The sequence below is a fragment of the Rhodococcoides trifolii genome, from assembly GCF_014635345.1.
Classification (GTDB): Bacteria; Actinomycetota; Actinomycetes; order Mycobacteriales; family Mycobacteriaceae; genus Rhodococcoides; species Rhodococcoides trifolii.
In genome coordinates, this window is the sequence record NZ_BMCU01000001.1 from 1,151,469 (window position 1) to 1,167,107 (window position 15,639).

Below are 15,639 nucleotides of genomic sequence, written 5' to 3' on the forward strand. Positions count from 1 at the left end.
CATGATGCCCCGCTATGCGTTCAGAGCGTCGACGACCTTCTCGACGAGCGTGTCGTCGCTCAGACCCAGGATGTCGTTCCAGTAGTACGTCGCCTCGGCGCCGTACGAATGGCCGTGCCCGTCCGGAACGTCGGCGGCGAACACCATGTCGAGAGTCACCTGCCAGAACGTCACGAACGGAATCCACGTCATTCCTTTGTCGACGTCGGCTCCGCGCGGTTCTGTGAGCCAATCGGGTTGGCGCAGAACGAGATCGGGTGACCACCACACGATCGGATCGCTCGGGTGCTGCCAGTAGACGATTCTCGGCGACCCCCAGTCGCCCAACGCAGGACCCTCGAGGTCCTCGGGTGTGGCGGCGAATCGGACGTTCTCACCGCCGTAGATCACCGGCAGGATCTCTCGGCTGCCCGGATCGCGCGACTGCGTCACCCGCGCCCATTGCTCGCTGAAATTCGGTGTGCCCACCCAGAGTGCGCCACTGGTGCGGGTGATCATGTCCTGCACGCCGGAAAAAGCGTCCTGCCCACCGTAGGAACCGAGCGATTCACCGAACGTCAGCAGCGCGGGACGCTGATCCTCGGGAAGGGTGCGCCACCGTTCGTACACTGCCTCGAACAGGGCTCTACCGGCCAGCAACGGTGTGGCTCGGTCCGCGAGGAACGCCAACGGGCTGGGAAGGAACGAGTATTGGATCGCCGCGATGGCGGTATCACCGCCGGCGAGGTACTCCAGCGACGACGCAACGCTCTCGTTCACCCAACCGCGGCCTGTCGTCGTGGCGATGGCCAGATACTTCCGGTCGAACGCCCCGGTGCGGTCGAGCTCGTCGACTACGTTGTCCGCCAACGATTCCACAGTCTGCAGCCCGAGTCCGAGACCGTCCGCATCCACCGACGCTCGACCGGAGTACACCCGAATCGGTTCGAGGGCAGGCGCTCCGATCACGGACTCGATGTCGTCGGAGCGAGGTCCACCGGCGACGAACGTACGCCCCTCCTTGCCCAACGAGTCCCACGGTTGCCTCGAATCGGGTGATCCCGACCGCTGCGACTCGGTCGGCTGCTCGACACCGGGAGCGGAGCCGGCGTCCGACGCGGACGCGGAACCGTTGGAGATGCGGGAGATTCCGGTCGAGAGCAGGCCTTGGGTCGCCAGCACGACGACGAGGGCGACGACGGCAACGGCTGCTCCGCGAGCGACAGGCTCGGGAACGATGCGACCTGCCACCCGCGTCAGGGTGTTCGCCAGCTTCCGAAGGCCGCGGCCGGCGAACACCAACACGACGAACACGACCGCTCCGAGTACGAAGACACCGGGATAGTCCCAGCTGCTTCCCTTTTCGAAGCCGACGAGCTCACGGGTGATGTCCTGCCACCACGAACCGAGGAACAGGAACAACGGGACCACGACGACGGCCGTCAGGCCGAGTCCGTACCACCCGAATCGGCGCCACCGCTCCGACCACTGTCTGGTCAGGCCGCACTTGCGCAGTCCCCACACCGCAAGGACACCGACGCCGTAACCGCTGGCGACGCTGATGCCGGTGGCGGCCGCCTGCAGGTACCACGGGCGCGGAAGTAGCGACGGCGACATCGACCAGCAGTAGAACAGCAGACCGACCGCCAGACCGACGGGTTCGAAGCGGCCCAGCCAAGACCAAAAGCGGTCCACCACCCTGCCGCTCAGTGTGCGTGCGCTCTTGACCATGTCGCACAGTGTCGCACTATCCGCCCAATGTCTTCTTCAGGTAAGTCCCGGTGTGGGTGGGACTCTCGACCAGCGCGGCGACTGTTCCCGTGAAGACCACCTGTCCGCCGTCGTGACCCCCGTCCGGCCCGAGGTCGATGACCCAGTCCGCTGCCGCCACCACGTCGAGATTGTGTTCGATCACGATCACCGTCCGCCCCTCGTCGACCATGCCCGACAACAGGGCAATGAGATTCGCGACGTCCGACGGGTGCAGGCCGGTGGTCGGCTCGTCGAGTACCAGAATCGGCGACGATCCCACCAGTTCCGTCGCCAGTTTCAGTCGCTGCCGCTCACCGCCCGAGAGCGACGACAAGTTCTGCCCCAGAGACAGATACCCGAGTCCGACGTCCACGCACCGGCTCAGAATGTCGCGAATCTTCTTGACCTCGAAGAACCCGACGGCATCGTCGACGGACATCTCGAAGACGTCCGCGATGCTGATCCCGTCGACGGTGTACTTGATCGCACCCGAGCGAAAGCGTCTGCCCTGACACGTCTCGCACATGCTGGTCACTGGATCGGTGAACCCGAGATCGGTGAAGATGACGCCGCTGCCCTGGCAGTCGGGGCAAGCGCCGTCGGAGTTCGGGGAGAACAGTGATGCGGGCTTTCCGGTCCTCTTCGCGAAATGTGCCCGAATGTGTTCGAGCAGTCCGGTGTACGTGGCGGGGGAGGAGCGACGGGATCCGCGGATCGGCGCCTGATCGATGATGACGGCGTCGGGTGCCGCGTCCTGCAGGTGTCCGTGGATCAAGCTCGACTTGCCGGAGCCCGCAACGCCTGTCACCGCGGTCATGATGCCCAGGGGGATGTCGACGCTGACATTGCGCAGATTGTGAGTGTTCGCGTCGACGATCGACACCCATCCCGTCGCAGTCCGTGGCTCACGGATCGACGACCCGTCACGCCGGAGCGCGGAACCCGTGCGGGTGTCTGCGCGGGTCAAGTCGGCGTACGTCCCTTCGAAGACGACGGTGCCGCCGGACTTTCCTGCCCCGGGTCCGATTTCGACGATGTGGTCCGCAATGGCCATCACTTCCGGATCGTGCTCGACGACGAGCACGGTGTTTCCTTTGTCTCGCAACGCAAGCAGCATGTCGTCGAGCCGATGGACGTCGCGCGGATGCAGCCCGGTGGTGGGCTCGTCGAACACGTAGAGCATGTCGTTCAGCGTGGCGCCGAGGTGGCGGACCATTTTGATGCGTTGCGACTCACCGCCGGACAACGACGACGTCGCCCGATCCAGGCTGAGGTAGCCCAGGCCCAGATCGACCAAACGCCGTAGCTGGGTCACGATCTCGGACTTCGGTCCGTCGAGATCCTTCAGCTTCCATCCCTCGATCCGGTCGGCGAGATCGGAGACCTGCATCGCGAATGCGTCGGGAATGGAGAGCCCTTCCAACGTGGCGCCGCGGACGGTCTCGTTGTAACGGGTGCCGCCGCAGTCGATGCACGTGCCGCGGGTGACGATGCGGTCGAACGCCTCCTTGGACTTGCCCTTGAGGGCGTCGGCGTCTTTGGAGAGGTAGCTTCGACGGAACCGCGAGACGATGCCCTCGAACGTCTTCATCAGGGCGTCGGGATTCGCCATTTCGACTTCGCCGGGCTTGGCGTCGAAGAAGAGGTGGCGCTCGCGTGCGGAGTACTGCTCGACGGGTACGTCGAGATCGAACAGTCCGGAGTCGGCGAAGATGCGGTAGGGCCACTTGCCGGGTAGGAAGTCGGGGTGCTTGAAGGGGCCCTCGCGCAACGACTTCGACTCGTCGACGAGCTCGGCCATGTCGATGATCTTGGCCTCGCCCAGGCCGCCGCATTCGGGGCACATGCCCGCGGGGTCGTTGAACGAGAAGGCGTTCGCGTATCCGATGGACGGGGACACTCCCCGCGACCAGAGCATGCGCAACCAGTCGCCGATGTCGGTGATGGTGCCGACCGTGGAGCGCGGGCCGCCGAACAATCGCTTCTGGTCGACGATGACGACCGCGGAGAGGTTGGCGATGAGGTCTGCGTCGGGACGGCCGTACGACGGGAGGAAGGTCTGTGCGAAGGCGGTGAAGGTCGAATTGATCTGTCGCTGAGCCTCGGCGGCGATGGTGTCGAAGACCAGGGACGACTTTCCGGAGCCGGACACGCCGGCGAACACGACCAGCTTGCGTTTGGGTAGGTCGAGATCGACACCGCGCAGGTTGTTCTCGCGCGCGCCTCGAATCATGATGGTGGATAACGACATCAGTGTCCTCCTTCGATCAGTGCGGTGAGTCCGTCGATGATGCGGTCGAGCCCGAATCGGAACAGTGCCTCGGCGTCGGCACCCTCGTACGCCTGCGCCGACGCGGCACCCACGCGGGATGCAAGTGGATAGTCGTTGCGGTTCATCGCCAGGGCCAGAACGGGTTCGACGCGTTGCCATTCGTTCTGCATCGACTCCCACCATTCGTCCTCGGTCATGGCGCCGCCGGTTGCGCCGTGCACACCCAGGTACCACCGGGCCGAGGAGGAGGCGTGGCTCTGCACGAGTGCGACGGCCATGTCCATCTGGACGTCGTCGAGTCCGATCCCGTCGACTCCGCCGAGTTCGGTCTCGTACTTGCCGACGACGCCGGGCCCGAGGGTCGAGGACACGGTCGGCGAGATGTCGAGCTGCCACGGGTGTCGCAGACACGACTCCCAGTTGCGACGAGCCATGTGCCGCAACCGTTCCTGCCAGCCGTCGAACGACGCCGGCAGGACCCCGTCGGCGTAGCACTCGTGGTCCACGGAGTCGCGCATCAGTGCGATCAATTCGGGCTTGCCCGGCACGTGGGTGTAGAGCGACATGGTGCCGACGGACAGTTCGTCGGCGACAGCGCGCATCGTGACCGCACCCAAGCCGGCGCGGTCGGCGATCGCGACACCGGCAGCCGTGATGGCGCCGATGCTCAGCCCGGTGCGCGAGGTGCGGTCGCGGGGAGCCCAGAGGAGGGGGATGAGGCGAGCTTGATCCGGCTGCATTGGGTACAACGTACCGTACGTTGTACGGATTGACTACGGTCGAGAGCGAAGCCCATCGAGCACCACGCCGAGCAGGCGGCGGGAGCGGGACTCCCACTCGTCGGGCCGAACCCGTGTCAGGTATCCGATCAGCAGGATCACATCGCGCGGGTCCACGTCGGACCGGAGGGACCCGTCAGCTTTCCCGGCCTCGAGGAACCGGCTGATCGCGTCGCCGATGGGTCCGAGACTGTGGGCCGAAAGGTCTTGCCACACCGCGTCTTCCACCGCAGCGAACACGTCACGCTTGACTTCGGCGTACTCCGCGACACCGTCGAACCACAGTCGGAGCGCCTCCACCGGCTCGTGGGCGGCCAGTAGCGTCGGCGCCGCCGATATCAAATCGTCCACGTCCTTGCGGTACACCTCGGACAGGAGCGCTTCGCGGGTAGGGAAGTGCCGATAGAGCGTCCCCTGGCCCACGCCGGCCGCCTTCGCCACGGCGTTCAGCTTGAACTCCTCGGAGCTCCCGAGCAGATCCCGCGCGGCCCGGACGATGCGCGTTCGGTTCTCGGTGGCGTCGGCACGGGCCATCAGGGCTCCTGGGTGGGTAGCTAAGCGGACACATGTCCGGTACGGTCGGATAGACGGACACGTGTCCACTTTAGAGGAGGAAGTCATGACGAACATCGACGGCAAGGTCGTGGCCATCACAGGCGCGAGCAGCGGCATCGGCGAGGCGACCGCACGGCATCTGGCGGAGCGGGGAGCTGCGGTCGTGCTGGGTGCGCGGCGTGTGGACCGGTTGCAGACAATCGTCGACGACATCAGAGCCTCGGGAGGGCGAGCCGACCTGCGCGCAGTGGACGTCACCCAGCGCGCCGACCTCGTGGCGTTCGTCGATCACGGTGTCGAGACGTTCGGTCGGGTCGATGTTCTGGTGAGCAACGCCGGCATCGCCAAGATCGGCCCGATGGAGGATCTGGATGTCGACGCGTGGTCGGCGATGATCGACGTCAACGTCAGCGGGGTCCTCAACGGTATCGCTGCGGCCATGCCGGTATTTCGTCGCCAGGGACACGGTCATCTGGTGACTACGGTCTCGACATCCGGGCTCAAAATCGTTCCGACACAAGCGGTGTACGCAGGAACGAAGAATGCGGTGAGGACGCTGCTGGAGGGCCTGCGTCAGGAATCCACGGACGGAATGCTCCGCACCACGTCGATCAACCCGGGGTACGTGCGCACCGAGTTGGCCGATTCGGTCGACGACCCCGAGACGCGCGAGGCGGTGCGGCGCAGCATGGAGCACTTCGCCATCGCACCGGAGGCTGTCGCACGTGCCATCGCCTTCGCCATCGAGCAGCCCGCCGACGTCGAGATCGGGGACATCACGGTGCGGCCGACGGTGCAGGGGTAACCGCCTACCTCATCGCCTCGTACGTCGCCGTCAGATATTGCCCGGCCCGCTCCGACCCGATGATGCCCGGCCCCATGCGATTCATCATGTAGGAGAAGGTCATCTTGGTGTCCGGGTGCATCACGATCAGCGAGCCGCCCCAGCCGCCCCAGAAGCAGATCTTCTCGTCCGGAATGTACGGGACCGTATTGCGTTGCGGCAGAGCGAAACCGATGCCGAAGCGCAGCGGGACACCGAGCACGAGGTCGACGCCGTTGCTCTGCTCGTTGAAGATCAGGTCGATGGTGTCGGGTCCGAGCAGGCGCACACCGTCGACGGTTCCGCCGCGGGAGACTGCCGACAGAATGCGGGCGACCGAGCGAGCATTACCGTGGCCGTTCAGCGCCCCCATGTCTGCGTTTCTCCACGCCGGGGTGTTGGCCGATGTTGCGTTGATCAACGGACCGAGGAACGTCTTACGCCGCACCAGCAGCGGATCGGGTACCTCGTCACCGGTCGGTGGAGGCGGCGGAACCACGTCGGCAATGCGGGGCCAGTCCTGCTCTGCCGCACCGATACCGAAGTCCGCACCCAGCGGTCCGGCGATCTCCTCGGCGACGAAGTGCCGCAACGACTGTCCTGTCACGCGCCGGACCAGTTCGCCGATCAGGTGTCCCTGGCTCGCGGCGTGGTATCCCGACTCCGTGCGCGACGGCCACCACGGTGCCTGGGCGGCCAGTTTCGACGTCGAGGTCTCCCAGTCGTACATCTCCTCGGTCGTGAACGGCCCGTCCCACCCCGATACTCCCGAGGTGTGCGACATCAGGTGCCGAACTTCGATGTCGCCTTTGCCCTCTGCAGCGAACTCGGGCCAATACCTGGCGACCGGAGAGAAGGCGTCCACCAGGCCTCGGTCGATCAGCATCAGAGCGGCGAGGTTCGTGACGGTCTTCGTCGTCGACCACACGTTGGTGATGGTGTCCGTTGTCCACGGCACCTGGCGGTCGACGTCGCGATGCCCGCCCCACATGTCCACCACCCGTTCGCCGTCGATGTCCACGACGACGGAGGCTCCGAGCTCGATGTCATCGGAGATGTTCGATGCCAACGCTTCTCGGACACCGCCGAACTCGGGTGCGCAGTACCCTTCGACGTTCATGTGTTACCTCCCAGGAGTCGATTGATCGCCAGTTCGACGTAGTGGTCGGCGACGTCGTCGATGGTCAGCTCGCCGCCGTCGTGGAACCAGCTGGCGATGCCGTTGAGCATGTCCGTGATCGCGAAGGACGCAATCCTCGCGTCGGGGACCGTGAACTCACCGCTACGGATGCCGGCGTTGATCACGTCACGGACGCGCCGCTGGTACTGCCGACGGTAGTCTTCGATCACGTCGCGATGCTCCGCTGTCAGCGACGCCAACTCGTGCAGTCCGACAACGTATTCCACCCGTCGACGGTTCAGGTGAACGAGATGCGCTCGCACCAGGGATGACAGTCGCTCGGTGGGCGTTCCCGGGGCGTCGAGCAGGGGGAGGGTCTCGTCGGCCGGTTCCCGAGTGACGGTCAGGCAGATGGCGAAGAGGATGTCTTCCTTCGACGGGAAGTGATGGTAGAGACTGGCTCCCTTGATGCCGACGGCGTCGGCGATGTCGCGCATCCCCACGTTGGGGTAACCGTCGCGGGCGAAGATCGCAGCCGCACTCGCCGCAATATCGTTGCGACGCTGCAGAGTACGCGCCTGCCGCGGCAACTGAGCCGGTTGACTCACACCGCCGCCGATGTGCGCAACTCCCGCTTGAGGATCTTCCCCTGCGCGTCGACGGGCAACTCACTGACGATGTGCACCGTCTTCGGCGCCTTGTACGACGCCAGTGCGGAGCGGCAGTGCTCGATGATCGACTCCGGATCGGCGGTCACGCCGTCACGCGGAATGACGAAGGCGGTCACCGCCTCGGACCAGTACGGATCGGGCATTCCGACCACCGCTGCGCGCAACACGTCCGGGTGCGCGTGGATGGCACGCTCGACCTCCTGCGACGACACGTTCATCCCTCCCGACTTGATCATGTCCTTCATACGATCGTAGAAGAACATGTTGCCATCGGAGTCCAGACGCACCATGTCGCCCGTGTGCACCCAGCCGTCGCGGAACACCTCGGCGGTGCGTGCCTCGTCGCGGAAGTAACCGAGCATCACCGACGGCGTACGGCAGAGCAATTCGCCGATCTCGGCCTCGTTGCCGTCCGGATCGACCACCTTGATCTCGAGGTGAGTGACCGGCTTTCCGATCCACGACGCGTCGCCGCCGGGAATGTCGTCGAGCGTGGTGAACCACCCGACCGAACCCAGCTGCGACAATTCGGACTGGCCCCAGTACGTCCCCCAGATGGCGTCCGGTGCCGCTTCGGCCCATGCGCTGATGGTCAGCGGCGCAACCTGACCGCCGTAGGTGAGGCAGCGCGTCACCTGTCCGACGGCGTCGGGGCCAAAGCTCGGATCGCGCGCCAGTGCGAGGTAGAACGTCGGCGTCTGCGCGATCACCGAGATCTTCTCGTCGGCAATGATGGTCAGGGACTGCGCCGGGTCCACGGTCGCCGGCAGCACGAGCGTGGCGCCCATCAACGTCAGCGTGGTCATCGACCCCAGGCCGGCGATCGTGTGGAAGGGCATGACGAACAGCCACGTGTCCTCGGGTCCGGTGCGCAGACCCCAACTCCACGCGGGCGCCGTCGAGATCAGGAAGTTCCGGTGCGGGATCATCACGCCCTTCGGCGCCGCCTCGGTGCCGGAGGTATAGATGACCATGGCGACGTCGTTCTCGTCGATGTGGACGTCGGGCTCCGACGTCGGTGTCTGCGCGGTCAGCTCGTCGTAGTGTGCCCCGAACGTCACCACCGTCGTCGAGTCGGGCTTGACGGAGTTCACGAGATCACCGAACGCCGGATCGGTCACGACCACAACAGGTTCGGCGTGCTCGAGCTGGTGACGGATCTCGGCAGCGCGGTACATCACGTTGATGCCCGTGAACGCGGCACCCGCCTTGAGTGTGCCGTAGTACGCCACCACGACGTCGACGCTGTTGCGTGCCATCGACGCCACTCGATCACCCGGCTTGACGCCGAGATCGACGAGGAGGTTGGCGAATCGGTTTGCCCACGAATCGAGTTCGCCGTACGTGGTCACCGAACGGGTGCCGTCAGCGGCGTAGCTGATGAAGGCGACCTTGTCCGGCTGAGTGCGAGCGTGCCGACGAAGCTGATCGCCTATCGTCGCGCGACCGATGGATGAACGATGATGGGGGGCGATAGCGGGCACGAATGTCTCCTGTAGAGAAGTCGGATCAGACCGAGGCGGTCTGGAACATCGGCTGCGAGAACGTCTCCAGGGAGACGATCTGCTCGACCGGATCACGGGTCAGCTTGGTGGGGAACGACTTCTCCGGGTAGCCGACGGCGATGTGCGCGGCAGTGATGTAGTCGTCGGGGATCTCGAGCAACTCGCGCACGGCCGGTTCTTCGTGGCAGAGAAGCGTGGTGACCGCGGTCGCGACGCCCTGTTCGCGCAGGCTCAGGCAGAAGTTCTGCATGGTCGGGTAGATGGACGCACCGCCGACGACGGAGAGGCGGCCGAGTTCGTTGTCGGTGGGATGCAGACCGTCCAGAGCGGCGCAGACCACGACGATGGCAGGAACCTCCGCCAGATGGCGGGCGAAGTAGTCGGCGTCCTGCACGGTCTTCGGCAATGCGCCGACGGACACGGTGCCGCCGGTGATGCCGGCGAAGTACGCGTCCCACATGGGGAGGTAGAGGTCGCTGAGCGCCTGCTTGCGCGCTGCGTCGCGGACGACGATCCACTTCACCGGCTGGCGGTTACCACCCTGTGGCCCGAAGCGGGCCACGTCGAACGCGGCATGGAACACCTCGTCGGGGACTGGATCACTGAGGTACCGCCGACACGTGCCGGTGGTTCGCATTGCCTCGCTGAGCTCCATGGTGATTCCTCTCGCCTGTCCGCTGTTAGGTTCTGATGTGCAGCATTGTGTGGTGCAGCCCACATTGTCAAGGAGAATGTGCAGATCAGACGAACCCTTGCGGAGTTACGGCTAACCGTGGTTAGTTGAGTGAATGACTGCGAGAGTGGACCGTGAACGGCTGGCCGACGCCCTGACGTCGGCGAACATGCCGACGCTCGTGGCCGTCCTCTATCAACTCACCGCAGACCGGACGTGGCTGTCCGATCCGTACCTCCCCACCCGCAGCCGGGGAATGGACAACAACGACGACGGTGGATTCGACGAGGCGACGGCCGAGCGCATTCGTGCGGCTGCGCTCGATGCCGTGCTGGCGGGAGCAATCGCAGTCCCGAATCCGTCCGACGACCAACTCGTCGAGATGATCAGCGCCGCCGTCGGTGAATCCGTGCCGCCCGAGTTCGCCGCGATGATCGCCGAGGACATGGGGTTCCGCGTTCCCGAGGTGCGTCACGCCGAACCGAATGCGTTGTCTGCCATCGTGATCGGTGCCGGAGTGTCGGGCATGCTGGCGTCGATCAAGCTGCACGAGGCCGGCATCGACCACGTCGTTCTGGAAAAGAATTCCGACGTCGGTGGCGGATGGTTCGAGAACACCTATCCGGGTGCAGGAGTCGATACTCCCAGCCATCTGTACTCGTACTCCTTCGCGCCGCGTGCGTGGAACACGCATTTCGGCAAGCGTGACGAAGTGTGGCAGTACCTCAGCGACGTCGCGTCCGAACACGGTCTGCGCGATCGGATCCGATTCGACACCGAAGTGTCGACTGCGGTGTACGACGATGCCCGGCAAGGATGGACCGTCACGACCGTCGACGGTGAGGTCCTGACGGCCGACGTCGTCATCACCGCGACAGGTCAGCTGAACAAGCCGAAGCTGCCGATCATCAAGGGCCTGAACACGTTCGACGGTCCGATCTTCCACACTGCCGAGTGGCCCGCCGATCTCGACCTCACCGGCAAGCGGGTCGCAATCGTCGGCACGGGCGCCAGTGCGATGCAGGTGCTTCCGGCGATTGCGCCGAAGGTGGCGCACGCGACCGTGTTTCAGCGTTCGCCGCAGTGGGTGTCCTCGACGGACGTGTACTTCAGCGAGATCGGCGACGACGTCAATTTTCTGATGGAGACCGTCCCGCTGTACCGGCTCTGGTACCGGGCGCGGCTCGCGTGGAACTTCAACGATCGGGTGCACCCGTCGCTGCAGGTGGACCCCGAGTGGGATCACCCTGAGCGTTCGGTCAACGCCATCAACGACGCCCACCGCCGAGTCTTCACTCGTTACATCGAGAAGGAGCTCGAGGGCCGCCCCGATCTCATCGAGAAGTCGGTCCCCGATTACCCGCCGTTCGGCAAGCGCATGCTGCTCGACAACGGGTGGTACGCAGCGCTTCGGCGCGACAACGTCACCCTGGTTGCCGACGCCGTCGCGGAAATCACACCCACTTCGGTGATCGCACGGGGCGGTGTCGAGACCGAGGTCGACATCGTCATCCTCGCAACAGGTTTCGAGACACACAAGCTGCTGACACCCATCGATGTGCGTGGCCGATCGGGTAAGTCCATCCGCGAGGTGTGGGGGCCGGAGGACGCACACGCGTATCTCGGGATCACCGTGCCGAGCTTCCCCAACCTGTTCCTGACGTGCGGTCCCGGCACCGTGCTGGGTCACGGCGGGAGCTACATCACCATCGCCGAGTGCCAGGTTCGCTACATCGTCGATCTACTGATCAGCATGTCGGACAATCGGATCGGCGCCGTCGAGTGCAAGCCCGATGTCGAGACCGAGTACGTGCGTAAGCACGACGACGCGCATTCGACCATGATCTGGACTCACGGCGGCATGGACAACTGGTACCGCAACGACGCCGGCCGCGTGGTGTCGACGCTGCCGTGGCGCATCGTCGATTACTGGTCCATGACGCGTCAGGCGGACCTGGACGATTTCACGGTGGAGCCGAAGATGTCCGTAGCCTCGACACAGTGAACACAATTCCCGATGAACCACGGCGTGCACTCGTCGTCGGCGCGACCGGCATCTCCGGCCAAACCATCTGTCGCCAACTGGTCGAGGCCGGGTGGACCACCTACGGCCTGTCCCGTCAGACATCCCTGCCCGTCGACGGGGTCGAGGTGGTCACCGCAGATCTACTCGACGCCGAGGGCATGCGCGACGCGCTCCGCGGCACCAGGCCGGAGGCCGTGTTCTTCACCGCGTGGATGATGCAGGACAGCGAAGCGAAGAACATCGAGGTGAACACGGCGACGCTGCGCAACACGTTCGACGCGCTCGCCGAGGAGAAGTCGGTCAAGCACGTCGCCCTGATGACCGGGCTCAAGCACTACCTGGGGCCGTTCGACGACTACGGCACTTCCGTCTCCGCCGAAACGCCGTTCCACGAGGACGAGCCGCGTCTCGACGCGCCCAACTTCTACTACGCGCAGGAAGACGAATTGTTCGCCGGCGCCGAGCGTCTGGGTTTCACCTGGAGCGTGCACCGCGCGCACACGATCTTCGGGTACGCAGTGGGCAATGCGATGAACATGGCGCTCACGCTGTCGGTCTACGCCACCATCTGCCGAGAGACCGATCAGCCGTTCATCTTTCCCGGTTCCGAGACGCAATGGGACGGGCTGACCGACGTCACCGACGCCGGTCTCCTCGCGGAGCAGATGATCTGGGCTGCGACCGACGAGAAGGGTGCGAACGAAGCGTTCAACATCGCCAACGGCGACGTCTTCCGCTGGCGTTGGCTGTGGCCGCAGATCGCCGAAATGTTCGGCGTCGAGCCGGTCGGGTTCGAGGACGAACCGCGGCCGCTCGACGCACGGATGGGCGACGCCGCCGAGACGTGGAAGACAATTGCCGACAAGCACGGTCTGATCGAATCCGACGTCACCCGGTTGGCGTCGTGGTGGCATACCGACGGTGACCTCGGGCGTGACCTCGAATGCCTCACCGATATGACGAAGAGCAAGAAGGCCGGTTTTCTCGGATTCCGTTCCACCCCGGACAGTTTCGCGGAGCAGGTCGAGCGGTACCGTGCGGAGAAGATCATCCCTTAGGCGCTTCGCACACGGGTGTGAAAAAGAGTGCTGGAGGACTCCTTTTCACACCCGGGTGGCGCAGCCGCCTACCGCCGACGCAGCGATGCGTCGAGCAGGGACGGCGGGGTGTCGAAGTTGCCACCGGGCGTCAGATCGAGTCCGGGAGCCACGATCTCGTCGATCTTGTCCAGTACGTCACTGGACAGGGCCGTGTCTGCCGCGGCCAGCTGTGAATGGAGATGGTCGACGGTGCGAGGTCCGATGATGGCGCTCGTGACACCGGGGTGCGCAGTCGCAAATCCGAGCGCAAGCTGAATCAGCGTGAGCCCGGCGTCTTCGGCCACGGTGACCAGCTTCTCCACCGCGTCCAGTTTGGCTTTACCGGAAGGGGTATCGGCGCCGAAACGCTCGGGCATGAGCTTCGCGCGATTCGTGGTGCTCTCCTGCCCCGCACGAATCGCTCCGGACAGGAAGCCTCCCGCCAGCGGACTCCACACCAGCACACCCATCCCGTATTCCTCCGTGACCGGAAGAACGTGGGATTCGATGCCGCGCTGCAGGATCGAGTACTGCGGCTGCTCGGTGGTGAACCGGCTGAGATGGTTTTCGCGCGCTGCCCACTGCGCCTGGACGATGCGGTATGCCGGGTACGTGGACGAGCCGAAGTAGCGAATCTTGCCGGCACGCTGCAGATCTGTCAGCACGGACAGTGTTTCGTCGTCGCTTGTCGTGGGGTCCCAGCGGTGGATCTGATAGAGGTCGACGTGATCGACGTCGAGCCGACGCAGGCTGTTCTCGAGCTCAGTGACGATCCAGCGGCGTGAGCTGCCTTGGTGGTTACGTTCGTCGCCCATGGGGTTGAAGACCTTGGTGGCCAACACGATGTCGTCTCGTCGCCCCGAAATGGCTTTGCCGACCATCTCTTCCGACTCGCCCTGGCTGTACATGTCGGCAGTGTCGATGAAGTTGATCCCCCCGTCGAGGGCGGCGTCGACGATGGCGGTGGCGTCGTCCTGCGTGGTGTTGCCGATGGCTCCGAAGTTCATAGCGCCGAGGCACAGCGTGCTGACCTTGACTCCGGTGCGTCCGAGCGTGCGGTACTGCATGGCGTTCTCCTGCCGGTGGTCTATCGTGAATAAGCGGAACATGGTTCCGATAACCAACGTACGGAACCATGTTCCGTTTGACAAGGAGGCGACGTGCAGAAGCGAGCGGACGCCCGTCGCAACGAAGCGGCCCTGTTGGACGCGGCGGCGGCGGTGTTCGTCGGCTCGGGTGTCGACGCGCCCGTACGTGAGATCGCGGCGAAGGCCGGGGTCGGCGTCGCAACGATCTACCGACACTTCCCGACGCGGGGCGACCTCATCCTGGCCGTTTTTCGTCACCAGGTCGTGGCGTGCGCCGAGGCCGGTCCGATCCTGTTGGCGGACAAAACGAGCCCGTTCGACGCGCTGACGGCGTGGGTCGACATGTACGTCGATTTCTTGGCCACGAAACACGGTCTGCCCGAGGCGATGCATGCCGACACCGAAGGCCTGCACCGGTACTTCGTCGACACGCTCGTACCGGTGTGCGGCGATCTGCTGACCGCAGCAGCCGACGCGGGGGAGATCGTCGACGATCAGCAGCCCATCGAGTTGATGCGGGCAGTCGGAAACCTGTGCTTCGGGGCCACCGACGATTCGCAGTACGACGCGCGCCGGATGGTGGGGGTCTTGTTGCAGGGGCTGCGAATCCGCTAGCGCTGGATCACTTCGACCATGTCGGCAATGTCGCTGAAGTCCCTGATGTTGCGTGTGATCAGCGCGCAGTTGTGTAGCAAGGCCGTAGCGGCGATCATTCGGTCCATGCGCCTTGCCTTCGGCAATCCACCCCTGTCCGCGACCGCGGTAGTGATTGCGCCATAACAGGTCGCGGCTGCATCGTCGTAAGGGATGCCGTCCCCATACACCGACACGATCTCGGACAGCCGTGCCTCGCGCTGCCGGTAGAGACGCAGCTCGGTCGTGGAGGCGATGCCCATGCGTAGCTCGGAGTAACTAAGGGAACTCACTACCAGGTCATCGAAGCCTGTCAGGTCAGGTAGTTGCTCTCCCTCGGTGGTCGAGGCAATAAGAATATTCGTGTCGAGTAGGGCAATCACATCCGTTCCCAGGGGTTTTCGACAACGTCGTCACTACGGTCCCGTTCGACCTCGATCGACCAGGAACCGTCCAGTGGTGACGCAGCGTAGACGGACGCAGCCCGCTCCGCCGTGACAGGAACGCGCCTTTTCGGCGGAACGAGCCTCCCCACCTCTTTCCGGTGTCGGGTGATGATGTATTCCTCACCGTTCTCCAGGTCGTCGAGTGCCGCGGTGGGGTTCTGGCGGAGTTGCGCGACAGTGATGGATTTCATCAGCCCATCGTAGCGAGTTGTAGATAAATATCTACCTTTCGGTCAGG

Annotated in this window: 15 protein-coding genes; 4 read left to right on the top strand and 11 right to left on the bottom strand. The window is 64.7% G+C overall.

The features are described 5' to 3' along the window. Window positions 1-12: 12 nt before the first annotated feature. The 4 genes from IEW02_RS05380 to IEW02_RS05395 are packed head-to-tail and all read right to left on the bottom strand — an operon-like array spanning window position 13 to window position 5,316. Window positions 13-1,710, bottom strand: a complete 1,698-nt coding sequence (locus IEW02_RS05380; RefSeq protein ID WP_188543608.1) for an alpha/beta hydrolase — start codon at window positions 1,708-1,710, stop codon at window positions 13-15. A gap of 16 nt (window positions 1,711-1,726) precedes the next feature. Continuing rightward, the gene (locus tag IEW02_RS05385; protein ID WP_188543609.1) at window positions 1,727-3,982 is read right to left on the bottom strand and encodes an ATP-binding cassette domain-containing protein; all 2,256 of its coding nucleotides are present in this window, start codon (window positions 3,980-3,982) and stop codon (window positions 1,727-1,729) included. Continuing rightward, window positions 3,982-4,743 (bottom strand): TetR/AcrR family transcriptional regulator, encoded by a 762-nt coding sequence (locus IEW02_RS05390; RefSeq protein ID WP_188543610.1) that lies wholly within the window; start codon window positions 4,741-4,743, stop codon window positions 3,982-3,984. Before IEW02_RS05390 ends, IEW02_RS05385 begins: the two co-directional genes overlap by 1 nt. Before the next feature lie 33 nt (window positions 4,744-4,776). Next, on the bottom strand, window positions 4,777-5,316 hold the full coding sequence (locus tag IEW02_RS05395; RefSeq protein ID WP_188543611.1) for a TetR/AcrR family transcriptional regulator: 540 nt from the start codon (window positions 5,314-5,316) through the stop codon (window positions 4,777-4,779). An 85-nt stretch (window positions 5,317-5,401) separates the two neighbouring features. On the opposite strand from IEW02_RS05395, the gene IEW02_RS05400 reads away from it, so the two are divergent. Beyond that, window positions 5,402-6,142, top strand: a complete 741-nt coding sequence (locus IEW02_RS05400; RefSeq protein WP_188543612.1) for an SDR family oxidoreductase — start codon at window positions 5,402-5,404, stop codon at window positions 6,140-6,142. 4 nt (window positions 6,143-6,146) lie between these two features. Here the strand turns inward: IEW02_RS05400 and IEW02_RS05405 are convergent, their stop codons facing one another. Genes IEW02_RS05405 through IEW02_RS05420 form a run of 4 tightly spaced genes read right to left on the bottom strand, consistent with a single transcriptional unit; the run spans window position 6,147 to window position 10,111 of the window. After that, the gene (locus tag IEW02_RS05405; protein WP_188543613.1) at window positions 6,147-7,280 is read right to left on the bottom strand and encodes a serine hydrolase domain-containing protein; all 1,134 of its coding nucleotides are present in this window, start codon (window positions 7,278-7,280) and stop codon (window positions 6,147-6,149) included. Further along, window positions 7,277-7,888 carry a TetR/AcrR family transcriptional regulator gene (locus IEW02_RS05410; RefSeq protein ID WP_229745782.1) on the bottom strand — a complete coding sequence of 204 codons (612 nt, stop codon included), beginning with the start codon at window positions 7,886-7,888 and terminating at the stop codon, window positions 7,277-7,279. The genes IEW02_RS05405 and IEW02_RS05410 overlap by 4 nt, the downstream gene beginning before the upstream one ends. Beyond that, window positions 7,885-9,435: a class I adenylate-forming enzyme family protein gene (locus tag IEW02_RS05415; RefSeq protein ID WP_188543614.1), complete on the bottom strand. Its 1,551-nt coding sequence runs from the start codon at window positions 9,433-9,435 to the stop codon at window positions 7,885-7,887. Before IEW02_RS05415 ends, IEW02_RS05410 begins: the two co-directional genes overlap by 4 nt. A gap of 25 nt (window positions 9,436-9,460) precedes the next feature. Next, the gene (locus tag IEW02_RS05420; RefSeq protein WP_188543615.1) at window positions 9,461-10,111 is read right to left on the bottom strand and encodes a nitroreductase family protein; all 651 of its coding nucleotides are present in this window, start codon (window positions 10,109-10,111) and stop codon (window positions 9,461-9,463) included. Window positions 10,112-10,244: 133 nt separating this feature from the next. Here IEW02_RS05420 and IEW02_RS05425 point away from each other — a divergent pair, with 133 nt between their 5' ends. Both IEW02_RS05425 and IEW02_RS05430 read left to right on the top strand, forming a co-directional pair. Continuing rightward, window positions 10,245-12,134, top strand: a complete 1,890-nt coding sequence (locus IEW02_RS05425; protein WP_188543616.1) for a flavin-containing monooxygenase — start codon at window positions 10,245-10,247, stop codon at window positions 12,132-12,134. Next, complete coding sequence (locus tag IEW02_RS05430; protein WP_229745783.1) at window positions 12,131-13,213, top strand: SDR family oxidoreductase; 1,083 nt, start codon at window positions 12,131-12,133, stop codon at window positions 13,211-13,213. The genes IEW02_RS05425 and IEW02_RS05430 overlap by 4 nt, the downstream gene beginning before the upstream one ends. 68 nt (window positions 13,214-13,281) lie before the next feature. Here the strand turns inward: IEW02_RS05430 and IEW02_RS05435 are convergent, their stop codons facing one another. Next, window positions 13,282-14,301 carry an aldo/keto reductase gene (locus IEW02_RS05435; RefSeq protein WP_188543617.1) on the bottom strand — a complete coding sequence of 340 codons (1,020 nt, stop codon included), beginning with the start codon at window positions 14,299-14,301 and terminating at the stop codon, window positions 13,282-13,284. A 93-nt stretch (window positions 14,302-14,394) separates the two neighbouring features. Between IEW02_RS05435 and IEW02_RS05440 the strand changes: the two genes are divergently transcribed. Further along, window positions 14,395-14,937 (top strand): TetR/AcrR family transcriptional regulator, encoded by a 543-nt coding sequence (locus IEW02_RS05440; protein ID WP_188543618.1) that lies wholly within the window; start codon window positions 14,395-14,397, stop codon window positions 14,935-14,937. Here IEW02_RS05440 and IEW02_RS05445 read toward each other — a convergent pair. Together IEW02_RS05445 and IEW02_RS05450 are read right to left on the bottom strand one after the other, a co-directional pair. Beyond that, window positions 14,934-15,338, bottom strand: a complete 405-nt coding sequence (locus IEW02_RS05445; protein WP_188543619.1) for a PIN domain-containing protein — start codon at window positions 15,336-15,338, stop codon at window positions 14,934-14,936. The two genes, IEW02_RS05440 and IEW02_RS05445, sit on opposite strands and share 4 nt — an antisense overlap. Then, window positions 15,335-15,592, bottom strand: a complete 258-nt coding sequence (locus IEW02_RS05450) for a type II toxin-antitoxin system Phd/YefM family antitoxin (RefSeq protein ID WP_188543620.1) — start codon at window positions 15,590-15,592, stop codon at window positions 15,335-15,337. Before IEW02_RS05450 ends, IEW02_RS05445 begins: the two co-directional genes overlap by 4 nt. Window positions 15,593-15,639 lie beyond the last annotated feature (47 nt).

Excerpts from the sequence above, each read along its gene's own strand:
- IEW02_RS05435 (WP_188543617.1), bottom strand. The coding sequence starts at position 14,301 with ATGCAGTACCGCACGCTCGGACGCACCGGAGTCAAGGTCAGCACGCTG.
- IEW02_RS05405 (WP_188543613.1), bottom strand. The coding sequence starts at position 7,280 with ATGAACGTCGAAGGGTACTGCGCACCCGAGTTCGGCGGTGTCCGAGAA.
- IEW02_RS05425 (WP_188543616.1), top strand. The coding sequence starts at position 10,245 with ATGACTGCGAGAGTGGACCGTGAACGGCTGGCCGACGCCCTGACGTCG.
- IEW02_RS05395 (WP_188543611.1), bottom strand. The coding sequence starts at position 5,316 with ATGGCCCGTGCCGACGCCACCGAGAACCGAACGCGCATCGTCCGGGCC.
- IEW02_RS05385 (WP_188543609.1), bottom strand. The coding sequence starts at position 3,982 with ATGTCGTTATCCACCATCATGATTCGAGGCGCGCGCGAGAACAACCTG.
- IEW02_RS05390 (WP_188543610.1), bottom strand. The coding sequence starts at position 4,743 with ATGCAGCCGGATCAAGCTCGCCTCATCCCCCTCCTCTGGGCTCCCCGC.
- IEW02_RS05420 (WP_188543615.1), bottom strand. The coding sequence starts at position 10,111 with ATGGAGCTCAGCGAGGCAATGCGAACCACCGGCACGTGTCGGCGGTAC.
- IEW02_RS05380 (WP_188543608.1), bottom strand. The coding sequence starts at position 1,710 with ATGGTCAAGAGCGCACGCACACTGAGCGGCAGGGTGGTGGACCGCTTT.
- IEW02_RS05450 (WP_188543620.1), bottom strand. The coding sequence starts at position 15,592 with ATGAAATCCATCACTGTCGCGCAACTCCGCCAGAACCCCACCGCGGCA.
- IEW02_RS05400 (WP_188543612.1), top strand. The coding sequence starts at position 5,402 with ATGACGAACATCGACGGCAAGGTCGTGGCCATCACAGGCGCGAGCAGC.